Source organism: Cognatiyoonia sp. IB215446 (assembly GCF_033963825.1).
In the GTDB taxonomy this organism is placed as follows: domain Bacteria; phylum Pseudomonadota; class Alphaproteobacteria; order Rhodobacterales; family Rhodobacteraceae; genus Yoonia.
Genome location: NZ_JAXBMD010000001.1, coordinates 972,849 through 991,009, shown reverse-complemented (window position 1 = coordinate 991,009; position 18,161 = coordinate 972,849). Strand labels below are relative to the sequence as shown.

Sequence of the window (18,161 nt, the reverse complement as noted above, 5' to 3'; positions counted from 1 at the left end):
ACCGGCGCGCTTCGATGCTAGAGATCAAATGATTGATAGATAGGTATAGGATCAGGAGGAATACGATATTCGAGGTTTGAAAGCATCATGGGGTATAGTCGAAAGAGACACTAGTGTGGCCAATCAAATTGTGTTGCCCGGCGGAGCAACCAATGTGCTGCCTTCGTTGCAACGCAGAGGCATTAGAAAGCCTCGCCCAAAGCTACTATAACGCGACCCAGGCCGCATTTCGCTTCGCGCTTTTGACGCATGCGTCGATAAACTGGACGCCCTTCAGCCCGTCCTGAACCGTCGGATAGATGACATCGCTGGGTGTTGGCGCGCCTGTCCTATGCGCCAAAATCGCCCTTGCAGCTTCGGCATATATGTTTGCAAAGCCTTCCAGATACCCTTCCGGATGGCCAGGTGGGATGCGACTGACACGCGCTGCGGCGTCGCCAGCACCAGCGCCGCCGCGTGTGATCAGGCGCTTGGGTTCTCCGAACGGGGTGTGCCAGAGGTAGTTCGGGTCTTCTTGCGCCCACTCCAACCCGCCAGTTTCGCCGTAGATCCGGATGCGCAGCGCGTTTTCATTGCCGGGGGCGACCTGGCTGGACCAGAGCATGCCTTTTGCTCCGCCTTCAAAGCGCAGCATGACATGCGCATTGTCATCGACCTGACGGCCCGGCACGAAGGCATCCAAATCAGCAGCCAGTTCTACGGCCACCAACCCGGTGATGAAGCAAGCGAGGTTGTAGGCATGAGTTCCGATGTCACCGGTCGAACCACCGGCACCTGAACGTGCCGGATCAGTGCGCCATTCGGCCTGTTTGAAGTCTTGTTCAACCGTCAACCAGTCCTGCGGGTATTCGACCTGAACAACCCGGATCTTCCCGATGGCGCCCGCTGCCACCATCTCGCGCGCTTGGCGAACCATCGGGTAGCCAGTGTAGTTATGGGTCAGGACAAAAAGGGCATCTGACGCCTCTACCGCTTTCACGAGTTTCTTGGCATCGGCGAGCGTTGAGGTCAGTGGTTTGTCGCATATGACATGGATGCCGCGCTTAAGGAACTCGCGCGCGGCGCTGTAGTGCACATGGTTCGGCGTGACGATGGCAACGGCCTCGATCCCGTTTTTCAACCGCGCCTCACGGACCGCCATTTGTTTGAAATCGTCATAGACGCGCGGCAAACCCAGCGCCTCGCCGCTGGCACGCGACTTTTCCGGGGTGGAAGACAGCGCGCCTGCGACCAGTTCGAACTGGTCATCAATGCGCGATGCAATCCGGTGAACACCGCCAATGAACGCATCATTGCCACCGCCAACCATGCCAAGACGAATACGACCTGTCAGATTTTCATTTCTGCCTGTGACCATCAGCTTATCCCCAACATTTTGCGGTTGCCTGCCTCATCCGTGCCGCCATCGGCGAAATCGTCGAACGCCACCTCGGTCGGGCGAATGATGTGATCGCGGACAAATGCGGCACCCTCCCGGGCGCCGTCTTCAGGATGCTTGATCGCGCATTCCCATTCGACGACCGCCCAGCCATCAAAACCGATTGCCGTGAGTTTTGAGAAGATCGCCTTGAAATCCACTTGTCCGTCGCCCAGCGAACGGAAACGACCGGCGCGGTCGACCCAGCTCTGATAGCCGGAATAGACGCCTTGGCGCCCGGTTGGATTGAACTCCGCATCTTTCACATGGAACATGCGGATGCGGTCTTTGTAGATGTCGATATTGTCGAGGTAATCCAGACACTGCAGCACATAATGCGACGGATCATAAAGCATACAGGCCCGCGGATGGTTGCCCGTGCGCTCCAGAAACATCTCGTAAGTGACACCGTCATGCAGATCCTCGCCCGGATGGATTTCATAGCAAACATCAACGCCGCAATCCTCGGCATGGTCGAGGATCGGCCTCCAGCGCGACGCCAGTTCGTCAAACGCCGCCTCGACAAGACCGGCGGGGCGTTGTGGCCAAGGGTAGACATAAGGCCAGGCCAGCGCGCCGGAAAAGGTTGCATGCGCTGAGATGCCCATATTCCTTGAAGCCGACAGGGCTTTCTTTACCTGATTAACTGCCCATTCCTGGCGTGCTTTTGGATTGCCGCGTACGGCCTCTGCCGCGAACCCGTCGAAGGCCTCGTCATAGGCGGGGTGGACGGCGACTAGCTGGCCTTGGAGGTGCGTGGAAAGTTCTGTGACCTCGACGCCATTCTCGGCAGCTATGCCTCTGAACTCATCGCAATAATCCTTGCTGTCAGCCGCCTTTTCGAGGTCGATCAACCGGCTATCCCAGCTGGGCACCTGCACCCCGACATAACCGCAATCGGCGGCCCATTTGGTGATCGCGCCCCAGGAATTGAATGGCGGGTCGTCCCCGGCGAATTGCGCCAGGAACAAAGCAGGCCCCTTGATTTGTTTCATTTTTTCCTCCCTCAAAGCTATTTCATGGTTGGCAGGTTTTCACGGATGACGATGTCGATCCGGATGTTTTCCTGCGAGGCGATGACCGGCTTGTTGTCGCATTTCGCGCGCAAGACACGCAACGCGCTGCGCGCCAGATGGCCGGTGTTCTGGGTGATCACCGCATCAAGCACCCCTTCCCGGATGAAGTGGGCCGAATTGTCGGTCAATTCGTGGTCGATGAAGATGGGGCGACCGTGGAAATTGTGTTTGGCAATGGCCCCGGCGACGCCGAGCACGCTGGCCCCGGCAGAGTAGATGCCGACGACGTCCCGGTATTGGTCCAGAGCCGTCAGCACGACGGCTTCGGTGTAGCCGGGGTCTTCATGGCCTTCGATGCTGGGCTGTGCATTGAGGTGATCAAATTGCTCCCCGAGGATCTGGTCGAACCCGTGGCGGCGTTCCAGCATATCGCGCGATTGACGGGAGGAGACGACTACCAGCACCTTGCCCTGCCGCCCGGCCAGAAAACGCCCCATGAGCATGCCGGCAGTGCGCCCTGCGGCGACATTGTCGATGCCGACGAAATGATCTCTTTCCGAGCCGAGTTGATCCGTTATCAGTGTCACCACCGAGATCCCACGCCGCCGAAGCCGAATGATGGCGTCCCGGACAACGGGGGTTTCCTTCGACATGATTGCCAGCCCATCGATCTCATCCGGACCTAATGCATCCAGTTCGCGGACCAGAAATGTATGATCATGGTTCGGCACGAGGATCGTGCGGATTTCGGTCCGGTCAAGGTGGGCCTGGGCTGCGACCTCTTCGATTGAACCCATTAAAGAGGCGAAGAACTGCCCCTTCCAATCCGGCAGGACAAAGGCGAAGCGATAGGTCTTGCTGCGCGCGAGGTTGGCGGCGGCTGTGTCGCGCACATAGGCAAGTTCGGCAATGGCGCGGTTCACCTTCTCGATTGTCGCTGCGCGCACGCCGGGGCGTTCGTTCAAGACCCGGTCAACGGTCGCAAGGCTGACCCCAGCCACACGCGCGACGTCGTTGACTGTGGGTTTCGCAATCACATCAAGACGCGTTTTGCCCAGTTTAGGTCTCCATCTCTTTTGCAAGTCCTTCGAACACAAGTGCGACGGCCTGTGCACCCGGATCGTTGTGGCCTTTGAGGTTTTCTTCGGGAACATATGCCGCCCGCCCGGCCTTGGCTCGGTGGATCGATGCGGTGTTGTCGGCGCCGGCGCGGGCCGCGGCGGCTGCGGCGGCGATGCCGTTCGGCAGCGCCTCCAATGCCGGCGCCAAGGCGTCGATCATAGTCCTGTCACCGACTTGCGCACCGCCAACCTCGCTGACCCGGCGCAACCCGTCGACTAACGCTTTTTCAACAGATGCACCATTTGCGCAAGCGTCCCCCGCCGCGTTGAAATAGATCGCGAGGATCACCCCTGACGAGCCACCCATGGTTTGGCTCAATTCATTGCCGAGTGCAGGAAATAGTTGTGTGAGATCGGCCAGCGGCATTCGGTCCAACCCGGATTTGAGCGCCCGCGCCGCTGTCGCGAGCGTGCTGCCCGTGTCGCCATCGCCGGACTTCGCGTCAAGCGCATTCAACTCGCCCTCGGCCGCGATCAGTAGGTCGGCCACGTTTTCGATGATGCTTTGCGTTCTGCTGTTGGTCGACGGGATCGGCTCGATTGGGGTTAACCCGTCCGGCAAAGGCACAACCGGCGGTGCTGTGACCGCGGCCATGCCGGGCCAGGCGGGCAGGGACACCGGCGCCGCCAAGGCGCTGTGTTCGGCGGGCGTTGCGTGCATGACCGATACTGAAAACCCGTGCATATCCAGCGAGGTCATCAGCGGTGCCGGTCCGATGATCTGCTTTACCAGACCGGATGCGGTCAGCGTGTGGGTCAGCACCGACATCTCAAGCGGCGTTGTCGAGCCGAGGTTGTTCACAATCGCGACGATATCTCCGCTGGCATGTTCCTTGAGCTTATCGACAACCGTTTCCATCGCCGCCATCGCGGTTGAGAAATCGACCTGCTCAACACCCGGTTCGCCGTGAATGCCGAGCCCCAGTTCTGCTTTACCCGCGCCAATGCGATCTTCTTTCTCTGATCCGGGAATGGTGCAGGTATCGAGGCTCATCCCGATCGAGGCAACCTTGCCGATCACCGCATTCGCCGCATCGGTGACGGCCTGCAGATCGGCACCATCTTCTGCCAACGCACCTGCGATCTTGTGCACAAAGAGCGTACCTGCGACGCCGCGTGACTGCGGCAGATCAGGCAGTGCGATGTCGTCATCGACAACAACCATTTCGACCTTGCGGCCCTGCGCCCTTGCACGCTCAGCGGCGAGGCCAAAGTTCAACCGGTCACCCGTGTAATTCTTGACGATCAGCAGACAGCCTGCGTCACCGGTGACGGCAAGAATGCCGGCCAGCACGGCCTCAACTGACGGGGACGCGAAAACCTCTCCGCAGACCGCCGCTGTCAACATGCCCTTGCCGACAAAACCAGCATGTGCTGGTTCGTGGCCCGAACCGCCGCCAGAGATCAGCGCGACCTTTGACTTGTCCCAATCCGAGCGAAAGACGACCTTGATATGCGGGTATCCGTCGAGCCGTGAAAGCGCGCCACCGGAAGAGGTGAGCAGACCATCGATGGCCTCGGTCACCAGATCTTCCTTGGCGTTGATGAATTGAGCCATTCTTGCTCCTCCCTTAGATGGCCCGCGCGCCGTCGGCGTCGAAATAGAGCGGATTTTGCGGGCTGATCTTGATCGTTGTGTTGCTGGCATAGTCCTGATGCGGATCGGTGAGCGTGGTGATCGGATGCCCCTGCACATCAAGATGAAGGCGCGTCTGATCGCCTAAGTGTTCCGAGCGCAGAACGGTGGCGTCGATGCCATCGCCCTGCCGGATGTTTTCAGGCCTCAGCCCGATTTGCGTGCCTTTATGCGTACCGGGGAACAGCGCGGACGGCAGAATATTGATGCGCGGCAATCCAAGACGGCTGGCCACATAGACGCTGTTGGGGTTTTCGTAGATATCCTTGGGGCTGCCATATTGGACGAGGCGGCCCTCTTCCAGAACGCCGATCTGCGTGGCCATGGTCATCGCCTCGATCTGATCATGGGTGACGTAAAGCAGGGTTGAGCCGAGATCGGCCTGAATGCGTTTAAGCTCGACCCGCAGGTCTGCGCGCAGTTTCGCGTCAAGCGAACTGAGCGGTTCGTCCATCAGGTAAATCTGCGGGTCGCGGACAAGGGCGCGACCAATGGACACGCGCTGCATCTCGCCGCCAGAAAGCTCGGTCGCCTTATTGTCGAGTTTGTGCGGGATCTGCAGGATCTCGGCGATCTGCTGAACCTTTGCCGCGATGACGTCTTCCGGCGTTTTCAGGATCGGCGAGCGCAGCGGGAAGGCGAGGTTGTCGCGCACGCTCATATGCGGATAGAGCGAGTATTGCTGGAAGACCATCGCCACATCGCGCTGCGCAGGTGTCTCAAGGCCAACGTCGCGCCCGCCGATCTGAACGCTGCCGCTGTCAAGCTTCTCAAGCCCGGAAATGAGGCGCAACGTGGTGGTTTTGCCAGCCCCAGTTGGGCCGAGCAGCACAACGAAGGCGCCATCGTCGATGGTCATCGAGATATCGTCGACGGCCTGGGTTTTGCCGAAGGCTTTCGAGACGTTCTTGAGGGAGACTTCAGCCATGGAGGACGCCCTCATTCAATTCGGATTTCAGCGCACGACCCGATTGACGATCAAACAGGGTGATGGTGGCGGGGTCGAATTCAAGGCCGACTGTCTCGCCCGGCTTCGCCACTTGCTGCGCTGGGGCGCGGGCCTTGACCTCACCGCCATGGGTTTGCAGCGTCACGATTTGGGTGGTTCCAAGATATTCGCTGGCCAGGATTTCGGCCCGGAACGGCGCATCATCCGAAAGCTTGATATGTTCCGGGCGGACGCCGAAAGCCATGTCGCCCTCAAAAGGCTCACGGGACTGCGGGATTGCAAAGCTTTGGTTATGCAGGGTGATGTCGCTTGCCGCAGCACCAAGTTTCCCGTTGAATTTCAGGAAGTTCATTGATGGCGATCCGATGAAATCGGCGACGAACATGGTGGCGGGTTTGTCGTAGATCTCCTGCGGGGTGCCGAATTGTTCGACCACCGCGTTGTTCATCACCACGATCTTGTCGCCCATCTGCATCGCTTCCAATTGGTCATGGGTCACGTAGACCGTCGTCGCCCCCATACGGTCATGCAGGGCGCGAAGTTCCTCGGCCATATGCTCGCGGAACTCCGCATCAAGTGCACCGAGCGGTTCGTCCATCATGAAAGCCTTCGGCTCGCGCACGATGGCGCGACCCAAGGCAACGCGCTGACGGTCGCCGCCTGACAGCCCGCCGACGGGGCGGTCAAGGATGTCTTCGATGCCGAGAATACCCGCCACTTCGGCAACCTTGGCTTTGACCTGCGCGCGTTGCATGCCCTGGCTGACCAGCGGATAGCTGATGTTCTTGCGCACGTTCATATGCGGATAAAGCGCGAACATCTGGAAGACAAAGGCAATGTCCCGTTGGGATGGCGGGCGCTGCGCGATGTCCTCACCATCAAGATAGATGTTGCCCGAGGTCGGCAGTTCCAGCCCGGCGATCATTCTCAGCGTCGTGGTCTTACCGCAGCCCGACGGGCCCAGAAGCATGAAGAACTCTCCATCCTCGATCGTGAAAGAGCTTTCGCGCACGGCAGTGAAATCGCCGAACTGCTTTTTGAGGTTCTGGATGACGATCTGCGCCATGACTAGTCGCCCTCCGGAAAGTGGCTGACGATGATGAACATGACCGTGCCAACCAGGGTGGTGATGAAGGAATAGGTGAAGGCCCAAATCACGAAAGGCTGCATCAGCATGAACACCCCAAGCGCGATGATGGTGGTGGCTAACATCTCCCACGGGCCGCGACGGAAGCGGAGAAGGCCTTGGATGAAGTTGCTCATTTGCGGACCGCTCCAAACGTGATCCCGCGCAGCAGATGTTTTCTCAGCAGGATGGTGAAGATCATGACTGGCAACAGGAAGAGCGTGACGCCAGCGGCGATGGCAGGCCAGTCGAGGCCACCGACACCAATGATGGTCGGGATAAAGGGTGGTGCTGTCTGCGCATTTGCTGTCGTCAGCAGAACGGCGAAGGCGTATTCGTTCCAGGCGAAGATCAGACAAAAGATCGCGGTAGAGGCGATACCCGTCGCGGCCTGCGGCAGCACCACTTTGTAGAAGGCCTGAAAGCGGGTGTAGCCGTCGATCAGCGCCGCCTCTTCATATTCAATGGGAATACCGTCGATGAAGCTTTTCAGCAGCCACACCGCCAGGCTGATATTCACCCCGGTGTAAAGCAGGATCATCCCAAGATGCGTATCCGACAGGCCCAACTGTCGGTACATCAGAAAGATCGGGATCGCGACCGCGATTGGCGGCATCATCCTAGTGGACAGGATGAAGAACAGGAGGTCATCGGCAAGCGGTATCTTGAAGCGACTGAAGGCATAGGCCGCAAGCGTGCCGAGAAAGACGCTCAGGAAAGTTGAGCCAAAGCCGATGATCACGGAGTTCAGGAAACGTTCGCCGAATTTTGAGGGGCCCACGATGACCATGTCATATTGCCGGACGATCTCGTCGGCCCAATTCTCGGGCGGGTTAGCATCTAGGAATTCTTGGGTTTGCCGGGTTCGCGTCGTGAACAGGTTCACATAGCCTTCCAGCGTCGGCTTGAAACCGGCCTCGCTATCGGACCCAATGATGTATTTGGGTGGATAGGCGATGGCATCGGCGGGGCTTTTGAACCCGGTGATAGCAATCCACACCAGCGGGATCATGGTGATCAGCGCATAGAGGATGACCAGCGTGCCGGCGAACCACTTGGTGCGGTTCGATGGTTCATTGACAGAGAATGCGCTCATCTCTCCTTCACCTTATTGAGGGCTTTGACATAGATACTGGCGAGGCCGAAGACGGTCACGAACAGGATGATCGCATAGGCCGAGGCGTAGCCGGTGCGCCATTTCTCGAACGCTTCGCGCTTGAGGTTGATGGAGGTCAGCTCGGTCACCGATCCCGGGCCGCCGCCGGTGAGTTGCACGACGAGGTCGAACATCTTGAAGTTCTCGATGCCCCGGAACAGCACCGCCAGCATCAGGAAGGGCAGCACCATGGGGATTGTGATGGTGAAGAACTGGCGCACCTTTGAGGCGCGGTCGATCTCGGCGGCTTCGTAGATATAGTCCGGGATACTTCGGAGCCCGGCGAGACATATGAGCATCACGAAAGGCGTCCACATCCAAGTATCGACAATGACAATGGACCATGGCGCAAGGTTCACCTGCCCCAACATCTCAAAGCTTGACGGGTCTTTGCCGGTGAAGAAGGCGACGATGTAGTTGAAAAGCCCGATTTGCGGTTGGTAGAGGAATTTCCAGAAGTTCCCGACCACGGCCGGTGACAGCATCATTGGCAACACGATGATCGTCGTCCAAAGGTCGTTGCCACGGAATTTCTTGTTGATCAGCCAGGCCAGCGTGAAACCGATCAGGACCTGAAAAAAGATGGTCCAAATCAGAAAATGCGCCGTCGCCTGCATGTTCAGCCAGATATCGCTGTCGGTCAGAATACGTTCGTAATTGCGCAGGCCGATGAACTCAGGCTCACGGTTCAAACGGTTCGCGCGATAGTTGGTGAAGCTGAGCTGGATGGTCCAGATCAGCGGAAAAATGTTGATCGCCAGCAGCAGAAAGATCGTGGGGGCGACGAATATCCAGGCGATGGCCCGGTCAGAGAGCCCGCGGATTTTGCGCGCAACTGGCGTGGGCGTTGCCGCGGCAACACGATCTATTGTCCGATCAGGCATAAGCTCGGTGACCCGTCACTTGAAGGATATGCCGGGGTCTTGCGCGACCCCGGCGCCAATGATGCATCGGCATAAGCCGACGCGCGGAGGTTTACAGTTTGCCTTCGTCTTCGAAAACTTCCGTCCAGTCCTCGATCAGCTTATCGAGCGCTTCCTGTGCCGTGCCCTGGTCGGCCACGACATAGTCGTGAACGCGCTTCTGCATCGCGAGAAGCAGTTCGGCATAGGCCGGCTCTTGCCAGAAGTCCTGGACACCATCCATCGCTTCCAGGAAGTCACCTGCAAAGGGCTGGCTTTCGACAAAGCCCGGATCCTGCAGGACCGCATTGTGGGCTGAGTAACCGCCCAGCTCCCACCATTTTGCCTGCACGTCAGGCTGGGCGAACCATTTGATGTACTCAAGCGCGGCGTCTTGCTTGTCAGAATAGCTGACCACCGAGATGCCCTGCCCACCCAAGGTTGACGCGGCGATGTTCTGCGGCGGGTTCACGAAAAAGTCGATCTTGTCGCCGCCCGTAGCCGGGTCAGCATAAAGGCCCGGGAAGAAGGCGAACCAGTTCATCGCCATCGCAACCTGGCCAGACTTAAAGGCGTCAAGGCTCTCACCCATATACGAGTTGGTGTAGCCCGGCGGTGTCGCGGTCTCGTAGAATTCCTTGTAGAATTCCAGCGCCTCGACGGCCTCGGGCGAGTTCACAGCACCTTGCATGTCGTAGGAACCCGGGGTGTTCTCATACTTGAAGCCCCAAGGGTAAAGCGCCGACGTCACGCCCATGGTGATGCCTTCCGAGCCACGCTCGGTAAAGATTGCAGCACCATAGACGGTCTTGCCGTCAATCTCGCGGCCTTGGAAAAACTGTGCGATCTGCAGCAACTCTCTCTGCGATTGCGGCTCGCGCAGGTCCTCTCCGGTAGCTTCCTTGTAGGCCGCTTGGATCTCAGCATCGGCGAACCAATCCTTGCGATAGAACCAGCCGTTCGCGTCACCCATGGCAGGCAGCGCGTAGTAGTTTGGCGTGCCTTTGGGCCAGGTCGAATAGGCGTACACGGTCGCTGGTGCGAAATCATCCATGCTAATGCCTTCGCTGTCGAAGAAGTCATTCAGCTGGACATAATGACCATTCTCAGCACCGCCGCCGATCCACTGGCTGTCACCGATCAGCAAGTCACACAGCTGCCCGCCCGAGTTCAATTCATTGAGCATCCGGTCTGCAAAGTTCGGCCAAGGCACAAACTCGAAATTCATGGTATGGCCCGACTGGGCTTCAAATTCCTTGGACAGCTCAACCAACGCATTGGCCGGATCCCAGGCCGCCCAGCATAGCGTGAGATCTTCGGCCTGCGCCGTCTGGGCCGCGCCCGAAGCGACAAGCGCAATGGCGCTGGCAGTTGCCAGTTTCGAATACGACATTCATTCCTCCCATTTGTTTGCCGCTTGTAATCATGACGAATCGCGACATGCATTGACGCTACCTGAGGTACGCACCTCAGGTCTAGATATTTCTGAGGTACGCACCTCAAGCGCAGAAACTTGTAGGAAAATCAAATCTGTACGCAATCTTCATTTGGTCGGATAGCTACAAAAATGAGTTGTGTCTGGTGATGTATCGACTCATGAAAGGCTTTACGATTGCGCCATATATTGAAGACGGTACCTATCTCATTATTTGGCCGACGCGGATGTTGATTGATCCGAGTGTCGACGTCAGAGCCTACGGCATTACACCGATACGCAGACATGCGCGATGGACCAGCGCGGAGATGTTATCAATTGCCTTGCCGATACGGGCCTGATTGATTTCGGCTTCCATCGCCGAGTGATCAGTCGGGTACCACATACTTGTAGTGATCACTGATTGCACCTGCGGTCGTCCACCAGATCTGATCACCACCATTGTCGCGAATATGACGTAGGGCGCGCTCCAAGTGTTTGAGCCGATGTGGGTGTCCCATAAGGTAGCCATGCAGCGCGATCCCCATCACAAGCGGTCGGCGCGTACTTTCTTCGAGCATGACGTCAAAAGCATCGCAGATCATGTCCCCGAACTCGGCCCCTTCACGTTTGCGTCCGACGATCTGGGGAATGTCGTTGAGTTCCTGTGGATAGGGTACTGACAGAATGCGCCCGCCTCTTGTTTTCATCCAGATCGGTTGATCGTCGTGACACCAGTCAAGCAGGTATTCGTAGCCCGCCTCTTCCAGCAGGTCAGGTGTGACGGCGCTTTGGCTGATCCAGGGGCCAAGCCAGCCCTTGGGCCGGTGAACCTCATGCTGTTCAACAGTTTTCGTCGCCTCTTCGATCAATGCGCGCTCTGCGTCTTCGTCCAGGACGCCCTGCCGTTCTGCGTTAGTGCGCCCATGCCCGGCAATCTCATCACCTCGGTTTCGGAAAGCTTCGATAAGGCCGGGGGCATGTTCATAGAGGTCGGAATTCACCAGCGCCGTGGTCGGTACGGACAGACGGTCGAACAGTTCCAGCATCCGCCACGCGCCAACCCGGTTGCCGTAATCACGCCAACCATAGTTCAGCACATCCGGTTGTGGTCCACCCGGCGCGAGTTCCGCCCCGAGCCCCTCACCAAAAGCGAAACACTCCAAATTCATGCCAAGATAGACGGCCAATCTGCGCCCATCCGGCCAGTCGAAATCGGGTCGGTCAGTGATGGCCGAATATGCATATCGTCCGTGATGGGGCAGGTTGGGCACCGCTGTCGCTCCTCTTGTTCGTAGCTTTCTTCTTCGCGATCAATGACGCGTTTGTCTCGCGCAAAAAAACGCCGTTCGTACAAAAAAGACGCTTATCACGCAGGCATTCGCGGGTTTTCAGACGGTTTTGACGGTCGAAACAGGCGGATTCCTCGCCCGTCGGCAAACGAACCCTAGCACGTCACTGAGGTAACAAAAGACAATGTGACAACAGGAGAAAAGTATGGATCGTCGCAAGTTCCTAACAACCGCCGCAGTGGGCACTGGTGCCACCGCGCTGGCCGCGCCAACTATCGCTCGGGCGCAGACAATCAGCTGGAAAATGACTACGGCATTCCCGCCGGGTCAGCCATTTTACTCGACCGGCCCCGGTTCGCTGACCGACTTTGCAGATCGTGTCCGCGCCATGTCGGGTGGCGCACTGGATATCACCGTCTATCACGGGGGGGAGCTGGTCCCGGCCTTTGAAGGGTTCGATGCGGTGCGGCAAGGCATCGTCGAAATGAATGGCTGGGTCAGCTATTTCGGGGCCGGTAAAGTGCCGGCCGCGCAATTCTTTGGCGCCGTACCATTTGGCATGTCGACCCAAGGGCAGAACGCCTGGTTCTATATTGGTGACGGCATGGACCTTTGGAACGAGACCTATGAACCGCTAGGCCTGGTCGCGATGCCGGTCGGCGCAACGGGTGTGCAGATGACCGGCTGGTTCAACAAGGAAATCAACTCCATCGAGGATATGCAGGGCCTGAAGATGCGCATTCCGGGCCTTGCCGGTCGCGGTTATGCCCGAGTGGGCGTTGATGTACAGCTTCTGCCGGGTGGCGAGATTTTTCCGGCGCTTGAGCGTGGCGTGATCGATGCCGCCGAATGGGTCGGCCCGGCTCAGGACAAGATCCTTGGGCTTAACACGGCGGCCAAATATTACTACACGACCGGCTGGCATGAGCCCACCACGGTGACCGAACTGGCCATCAACAAGGCGGCCTGGGACACGCTGGGGAATGAATTGCAGGCGATCGTCTCGAACGCGGCGGCGGCGTGTAACGTCATTTCGCATAGCTGGGCAGAGGCGAATAATGCCGCAGCACTGGAAGAGTTCCGCGCGAGCGGTACGGAGGTGCGCGTGTTGCCGGATGACGTGATCGCGGCGCTGAAGGTCGAGATGGGTCCGGTTTACGAAGAACTCGCCGCTGAAGACCCGCAGTTCAAGAAGGTGATGGACAATTACTTTGCCTTCAAAGAACAGCATGACATCTGGGCGTCAGCCTCGGAACAGGTCTGGCATTCGCAACTGCGCGACGCCTGATTGATCCATCTTAGGACTCATGGGCGATCCGAGGCCGGGTCGCCCAAATGCATGAATACCGGAATACCAATCCCATGAATAAAGCACTTGCTTTTGCCGATGCGGTCGATCGAGTGACGCGCGCGGCCTCCGCGCTCGCGTCTGCCCTTCTGCTCCTCATGATCGCCCTCGTCTTTTTCAACGTCTTTGGGCGCTACGTGGTCGGGGCCAGCCCCGTTTGGGCGCAAGAGTTGGAATGGCATCTGATGGCACCGATCGCGCTTCTTGGGATCACTGTGCTGATGCTGGAAAAGGGACATGTGCGTGTGGATATGGTGTTTGAGCGCTTGCCTGAACGCGCCCAGCACGCGCTTGATTTGTTCTCCATGCTGTGCGGGGCTGTCATTGCGGTCCTCTTCATCAAGTATTCGGCAGGCTTTGTGGATAGCGCCTGGTCGATCCGCGAAGGCTCACCCGATCCCGGCGGGCTGCCTGCGCGTTATGTCGTCAAGGCGATGATCCCGTTTGCCTTTGGCCTTTTTGCGCTGCAATGCCTTGCGAATGCGATCCGGCATGCAGCAGCCCTGCGCCGCGTCGGAGGGTAGCGCGATGGACGATATGCTCGCTATCTACATGATCCTTGGCTTCATGTGCGCGCTTCTGATCGGCATGCCGGTGGGCATCGGTATTTCGGTGGCAGGGTTCACCTTTGGCTGGATGGGTTTTGGGGATTTCCTGTTCAACCTCGTGCCATCACGCATCTACGGCGTTGTCACGAAATACGAATTCATCGCCATTCCACTTTTTGTCTATATGGGCGTCATGCTGGAGAAATCCCGCGTAGCCGAGGACATGCTAGAGGTGATCGGGCGTCTTTCCGGCCGAATGAATGGTAGCATGGCGGTTGCACTCATTGTAGTTGGCGTGCTGATGGGCGCATCGACGGGGATCGTGGGGGCGACCGTTGTGACGTTGACCATGCTCACGATGCCCATTCTTCTCAAACGCAATTACGATGGCGGCTTGGCTGCAGGTGCCATTTGCGCAAGCGGCACGCTTGGCCAGATCATCCCGCCATCGCTGGTGCTGATCCTGCTGGCCGATATCATGGGCGAAAGCGTCGGCACCCTTTTTGCCGCCGCGATGATGCCGGGGCTGATGCTGGCGGGGCTCTACATCGGGTTCATCCTGGTCCTAGGCCGCCTACGGCCCGATCTGATGCCACCGATCCCGGAAGCGGAACGCGCCGAAATTCGTGGCTGGGCGTTGGCTCGCAAGGCGGTGTATTCGCTTGCCCCGCCGCTTTTGCTAGTGGCTGGGGTGCTGGGCACAATCATCGGGGGGATCGCAGCACCGACTGAGGCCGCGGGTGTGGGCGCCGTCCTGTCTATCGTCATTGCGCTGATCTATGGTCGCTTGACCTTTGCGATGATCTGGAGTGCGGCGCAATCCGCGCTGCGCATCTCGGCTATGATCTTTTTCATCCTGATCGCAGCGCAGGTCTTCTCCGTCGCGTTCCGGGGCCTGAACGGTGAGGACATTGTGCAGGACACACTGGCCCTGCTGCCTGGCGGCGAGACGGGTGCGCTGATCTTTCTGATGCTGCTTTTGTTCGTGCTGGGCTTTTTCCTCGAATGGATCGAGATCAGCTATATCGCGCTGCCGCTTCTGCTGCCGTTCTTTGTGGCCTCTGGAACCGACATGGTGTGGCTGGCTGCCTTGATCGCGTTGAACCTGCAAACGTCGTTCCTGACGCCCCCCTTTGGCTGGGCGCTATTCTTCTTGAAAGGGGCCGCACCGCCACTGGTGACGACGGCGATGATTTATCGCGGTGTTTTACCATTCATCGCGATTCAGGTGGTCGCTTTGGTGATGCTGTTCAATTTCCCTGCCATTGCAACATGGCTGCCAGAAGCAATTGGCTGGTGATGTGGGCATCTGATCAAAAAGCAGGCGGAAGACGTCTGCCTGACCGCCGATTTTCATGATCTTCCTTGACCTTAGGTAAATTGAACCAAATTATGATTGGTGCGAACCAATTTATGAATGGTTCATAACCGGGTGCGCGATGAATATCGAAACCAGCTTTACAGAGAACACGACGCAGACCCTGCGCCAGATCAGGCAGCTGATCGCTTCCGGTAGCTTGCCGCCTGATGGGCGTCTGCCAACGGAACGGGAACTGTCGCAAGAATTCGGGATCAGCCGGCGCGCCGTGCGCCGCGCGCTGGAGGTGCTTGAGGCCGAAGGGCTGATCTGGCGCAAGCAGGGCAAGGGCACCTTTGCCGGAAAACCGCCAGAGCCTGCGTCTCAAATCGCGGCGAATATCACGGATGAAGTGGATGCGCTGGCGGTGATGGAGGCGCGGTTGGGGATTGAACCGCAACTGGCCGCCCTTTGCGCCCGCCGTGCGACGGTTGAGGATGTTGAACGCTTGCGCCATCTGGCGGCGCGCCTGTCCGACGCTGCTGACTCAGACGCATCCGAACTCTGGGACGGCGCCATGCACCGGATGATCGCGCGGATTGCCGATAACCCGATCCTGTCCACCGCCTTTGATGTGCTTGAAGCCATTCGCGCCCGCGATGATTTTCAACATAGCCGCCAACGCGCCCGCACGCCTGAAACGCGCGAAATATACACCGCCCAACACGACAAGATCATCGCCGCCATCGATGCCCGCGATAGTCATGCCGCGCGGGCGGCGATGACCGACCATCTTGAGACGCTGATCGCGAACCTCAAGAAGTCGCTTGAGGTGGTGCCATGAATGCGCCGCTTCTTGATGTGCGCGGCCTGTCGATCCGCATTGACGGCACAGAGCGGGATCTGGTCGAGGATGTATCGTTTACGCTGAACGCGGGTGAGACCCTCTGCATCGTCGGGGAGTCCGGCTGCGGCAAGAGCCTGACGGCGTTGGCTCTGATGGGGCTTTTGTCCACCCCACCCCTGCGGATCACCGGAGGCACGGCAGCGTTTCAGGGGGCCGATCTGATGCGGCTTCCACGCACTGCGTTGCAGGATTTGCGTGGCGACAGGATCGGGATGATCTTTCAGGAACCGATGTCGTCGCTCAACCCCACAATGCGGATTGGCGACCAGATTGCGGAGGCCGTCGAACGGCATAAGGGTGTGAGTACGGCAGAGGCCCGCAAACGTGCGCTCGACATGCTGCGCCGTGTCGGCATCCCCGCACCAGAGCAGCGGATGGCGGCCTATCCGCACAATCTGTCGGGCGGGATGCGCCAGCGGGTCATGATCGCCATGGCGCTGGCCAATGATCCCGCGCTGATCCTGGCGGATGAACCGACAACCGCGCTTGATGTCACGATCCAGGCGCAGGTGCTTGACCTGATGAAGACCCTTCAGGCCGAAAGTGCCAGCGCGATGATCCTGATCACCCATGATCTGGGCGTCGTGGCGGAAATGGCCGACAAAGTCGCGGTCATGTATGCTGGGCGAATTGTTGAGATTGGCCCGGCGGCGGCGATCTTTGATGATCCCCAGCACCCTTACACGATTGCCCTGATGAGCTCGATGCCCGCCTATGGCGCGCGGACCGACCGGCTTGTCACCATCCCCGGCGTCGTACCGCAGGCAGCCCGCATGCCAGCCGGATGCCGGTTTGCGCCCAGATGCCCTTTTGTGACGGATGTTTGCACAGACATGCCGCCGGATACGACCGTCGCCGCCGGCCATAGCGTCGGGTGCTGGCACGCCCCGCTTGAGGCGCTGCCCGAAGAGCGCATATCGGCATGACCGTACCAGAGACCATCCTTGAAGCATCCGCACTTCGGCGCGAATTCGTGACCAAGCGCCCGCTCTTCGGCGCGCCAACATTGGTGCGCGCGGTTGATGGGGTCGATCTGAAAATCCACCGTGGCGAGACCTTCTCCATCGTGGGCGAGTCCGGTTGTGGGAAATCCACGCTTGCCCGGCTGCTTGTCCGGCTGATCGAACCGACAGAGGGGGCCGTCCGGTACGCTGGGCGCAACATCGCCGACATCCCCGAGGCCGAGATGCGCCGCCTGCGCCGCGATTTGCAATTCATATTTCAGGACCCCTTTTCCTCGCTCAACCCGCGCATGACCGTCGGCGCATTGCTGGAAGAGCCGATGCAGGTGCATGGGCTAGGATCCGGCACAAAGCGCAAGGCGCAGGTGGCCAAGCTGCTGGCCCGGGTGGGCCTGCCCAGCGATAGTGCGGATCGTTACCCGCATGAATTTTCCGGCGGCCAGCGTCAAAGGATCGGTATTGCCCGTGCCTTGGCCAGCGGCCCAAAGGTCCTGATAGGCGATGAGCCGGTCAGCGCGCTGGATGTGTCGATCCAGGCACAGGTCCTCAATATCCTTGAAGACCTCAAGGCGGAATTCGGGCTGACCCTGATCGTCATTGCCCATGACCTCGCCGTTGTGCGCCACATGTCGGACCGTGTGGCGGTTATGTATCTGGGCGAGATTGTCGAAACCGCCGCTGTCGAGACACTGTTCAGCGCGCCACAGCACCCCTACACCGCCGCCTTGATCGCGGCGATCCTCGTGCCGAAAGTCGGCGTGCGTCGGGCGCATACCGCCTTGCAAGGCGATCCGCCCAACCCCATTGATCTGCCCTCTGGCTGCCGGTTCCACCCGCGCTGTCCGCACGCGACTGAGATTTGCCGGACGACACGTCCGGTGTTGTCGCCGCGGTCAGGTGGTGGGGCAGTCGCGTGTCACCACGCGGACACGCTGCACCTCAAGGGGCTTGAAAACGCTGAAGCGGGTCTCAGCGCCAAAGCTGCCGCCCGCATGGAGCTTTACCGTGCCGCGCGGGCGCGGGCCGATGGCGGGGGGGCCGCTGCAACGACACCACAATAAGACCAACAC

Annotated in this window: 17 protein-coding genes; 6 read left to right on the top strand and 11 right to left on the bottom strand. The window is 59.0% G+C overall.

The genetic code is table 11. The annotated features are described in order from the left end of the window. Positions 1–205 precede the first annotated feature (205 nt). From SLH49_RS05005 to SLH49_RS04955, 11 genes are all read right to left on the bottom strand, one after another. The gene (locus tag SLH49_RS05005; protein WP_320268052.1) at positions 206–1,357 is read right to left on the bottom strand and encodes a Gfo/Idh/MocA family oxidoreductase; all 1,152 of its coding nucleotides are present in this window, start codon (positions 1,355–1,357) and stop codon (positions 206–208) included. After that, positions 1,357–2,412 (bottom strand): sugar phosphate isomerase/epimerase, encoded by a 1,056-nt coding sequence (locus SLH49_RS05000; RefSeq protein ID WP_320268051.1) that lies wholly within the window; start codon positions 2,410–2,412, stop codon positions 1,357–1,359. The genes SLH49_RS05005 and SLH49_RS05000 overlap by 1 nt, the downstream gene beginning before the upstream one ends. A 17-nt stretch (positions 2,413–2,429) precedes the next feature. Beyond that, positions 2,430–3,470, bottom strand: a complete 1,041-nt coding sequence (locus SLH49_RS04995; RefSeq protein ID WP_320268050.1) for a LacI family DNA-binding transcriptional regulator — start codon at positions 3,468–3,470, stop codon at positions 2,430–2,432. Between the two features lie 22 nt (positions 3,471–3,492). After that, on the bottom strand, positions 3,493–5,112 hold the full coding sequence (locus tag SLH49_RS04990; RefSeq protein WP_320268049.1) for a dihydroxyacetone kinase subunit DhaK: 1,620 nt from the start codon (positions 5,110–5,112) through the stop codon (positions 3,493–3,495). 13 nt (positions 5,113–5,125) lie between these two features. After that, on the bottom strand, positions 5,126–6,118 hold the full coding sequence (locus SLH49_RS04985; protein ID WP_320268048.1) for an ABC transporter ATP-binding protein: 993 nt from the start codon (positions 6,116–6,118) through the stop codon (positions 5,126–5,128). Beyond that, positions 6,111–7,205, bottom strand: a complete 1,095-nt coding sequence (locus SLH49_RS04980) for an ABC transporter ATP-binding protein (protein WP_320268047.1) — start codon at positions 7,203–7,205, stop codon at positions 6,111–6,113. The genes SLH49_RS04985 and SLH49_RS04980 overlap by 8 nt, the downstream gene beginning before the upstream one ends. A gap of 2 nt (positions 7,206–7,207) precedes the next feature. Beyond that, positions 7,208–7,402 carry a hypothetical protein gene (locus SLH49_RS04975; protein ID WP_320268046.1) on the bottom strand — a complete coding sequence of 65 codons (195 nt, stop codon included), beginning with the start codon at positions 7,400–7,402 and terminating at the stop codon, positions 7,208–7,210. Beyond that, entirely contained in the window at positions 7,399–8,361 is a 963-nt protein-coding gene (locus tag SLH49_RS04970) for a carbohydrate ABC transporter permease (RefSeq protein ID WP_320268045.1), read from the bottom strand. The genes SLH49_RS04975 and SLH49_RS04970 overlap by 4 nt, the downstream gene beginning before the upstream one ends. Continuing rightward, positions 8,358–9,305: a sugar ABC transporter permease gene (locus tag SLH49_RS04965; RefSeq protein WP_320268044.1), complete on the bottom strand. Its 948-nt coding sequence runs from the start codon at positions 9,303–9,305 to the stop codon at positions 8,358–8,360. Before SLH49_RS04965 ends, SLH49_RS04970 begins: the two co-directional genes overlap by 4 nt. Before the next feature lie 91 nt (positions 9,306–9,396). Further along, positions 9,397–10,716, bottom strand: coding sequence for an ABC transporter substrate-binding protein (locus tag SLH49_RS04960; protein ID WP_320268043.1), 1,320 nt, complete (start codon positions 10,714–10,716; stop codon positions 9,397–9,399). Positions 10,717–11,126: 410 nt separating this feature from the next. Then, positions 11,127–12,011, bottom strand: coding sequence for a polysaccharide deacetylase family protein (locus tag SLH49_RS04955; protein ID WP_320268042.1), 885 nt, complete (start codon positions 12,009–12,011; stop codon positions 11,127–11,129). A 223-nt stretch (positions 12,012–12,234) separates the two neighbouring features. Here SLH49_RS04955 and SLH49_RS04950 point away from each other — a divergent pair, with 223 nt between their 5' ends. The 6 genes from SLH49_RS04950 to SLH49_RS04925 all read left to right on the top strand — a co-directional run bounded on the left by SLH49_RS04950 (position 12,235) and on the right by SLH49_RS04925 (position 18,152). Further along, positions 12,235–13,317: a TRAP transporter substrate-binding protein DctP gene (locus tag SLH49_RS04950; RefSeq protein ID WP_320268041.1), complete on the top strand. Its 1,083-nt coding sequence runs from the start codon at positions 12,235–12,237 to the stop codon at positions 13,315–13,317. Between the two features lie 74 nt (positions 13,318–13,391). Then, positions 13,392–13,901 carry a TRAP transporter small permease subunit gene (locus SLH49_RS04945; protein ID WP_320268040.1) on the top strand — a complete coding sequence of 170 codons (510 nt, stop codon included), beginning with the start codon at positions 13,392–13,394 and terminating at the stop codon, positions 13,899–13,901. A 4-nt stretch (positions 13,902–13,905) separates the two neighbouring features. Next, positions 13,906–15,225, top strand: coding sequence for a TRAP transporter large permease subunit (locus SLH49_RS04940; RefSeq protein WP_320268039.1), 1,320 nt, complete (start codon positions 13,906–13,908; stop codon positions 15,223–15,225). A gap of 139 nt (positions 15,226–15,364) precedes the next feature. After that, the gene (locus SLH49_RS04935; RefSeq protein WP_320268038.1) at positions 15,365–16,066 is read left to right on the top strand and encodes a FadR/GntR family transcriptional regulator; all 702 of its coding nucleotides are present in this window, start codon (positions 15,365–15,367) and stop codon (positions 16,064–16,066) included. After that, positions 16,063–17,055 (top strand): ABC transporter ATP-binding protein, encoded by a 993-nt coding sequence (locus SLH49_RS04930; RefSeq protein ID WP_320268037.1) that lies wholly within the window; start codon positions 16,063–16,065, stop codon positions 17,053–17,055. Before SLH49_RS04935 ends, SLH49_RS04930 begins: the two co-directional genes overlap by 4 nt. Next, positions 17,052–18,152: an oligopeptide/dipeptide ABC transporter ATP-binding protein gene (locus tag SLH49_RS04925; RefSeq protein WP_320268036.1), complete on the top strand. Its 1,101-nt coding sequence runs from the start codon at positions 17,052–17,054 to the stop codon at positions 18,150–18,152. Before SLH49_RS04930 ends, SLH49_RS04925 begins: the two co-directional genes overlap by 4 nt. The last annotated feature ends 9 nt before the right edge of the window (positions 18,153–18,161 follow it).

Coding starts and splice junctions, on each gene's coding strand:
- SLH49_RS05005 (WP_320268052.1), bottom strand. CDS start 1,357: ATGGTCACAGGCAGAAATGAAAATCTGACAGGTCGTATTCGTCTTGGC.
- SLH49_RS05000 (WP_320268051.1), bottom strand. CDS start 2,412: ATGAAACAAATCAAGGGGCCTGCTTTGTTCCTGGCGCAATTCGCCGGG.
- SLH49_RS04990 (WP_320268049.1), bottom strand. CDS start 5,112: ATGGCTCAATTCATCAACGCCAAGGAAGATCTGGTGACCGAGGCCATC.
- SLH49_RS04985 (WP_320268048.1), bottom strand. CDS start 6,118: ATGGCTGAAGTCTCCCTCAAGAACGTCTCGAAAGCCTTCGGCAAAACC.
- SLH49_RS04980 (WP_320268047.1), bottom strand. CDS start 7,205: ATGGCGCAGATCGTCATCCAGAACCTCAAAAAGCAGTTCGGCGATTTC.
- SLH49_RS04975 (WP_320268046.1), bottom strand. CDS start 7,402: ATGAGCAACTTCATCCAAGGCCTTCTCCGCTTCCGTCGCGGCCCGTGG.
- SLH49_RS04970 (WP_320268045.1), bottom strand. CDS start 8,361: ATGAGCGCATTCTCTGTCAATGAACCATCGAACCGCACCAAGTGGTTC.
- SLH49_RS04965 (WP_320268044.1), bottom strand. CDS start 9,305: ATGCCTGATCGGACAATAGATCGTGTTGCCGCGGCAACGCCCACGCCA.
- SLH49_RS04960 (WP_320268043.1), bottom strand. CDS start 10,716: ATGTCGTATTCGAAACTGGCAACTGCCAGCGCCATTGCGCTTGTCGCT.
- SLH49_RS04950 (WP_320268041.1), top strand. CDS start 12,235: ATGGATCGTCGCAAGTTCCTAACAACCGCCGCAGTGGGCACTGGTGCC.
- SLH49_RS04945 (WP_320268040.1), top strand. CDS start 13,392: ATGAATAAAGCACTTGCTTTTGCCGATGCGGTCGATCGAGTGACGCGC.
- SLH49_RS04940 (WP_320268039.1), top strand. CDS start 13,906: ATGGACGATATGCTCGCTATCTACATGATCCTTGGCTTCATGTGCGCG.
- SLH49_RS04935 (WP_320268038.1), top strand. CDS start 15,365: ATGAATATCGAAACCAGCTTTACAGAGAACACGACGCAGACCCTGCGC.
- SLH49_RS04930 (WP_320268037.1), top strand. CDS start 16,063: ATGAATGCGCCGCTTCTTGATGTGCGCGGCCTGTCGATCCGCATTGAC.
- SLH49_RS04925 (WP_320268036.1), top strand. CDS start 17,052: ATGACCGTACCAGAGACCATCCTTGAAGCATCCGCACTTCGGCGCGAA.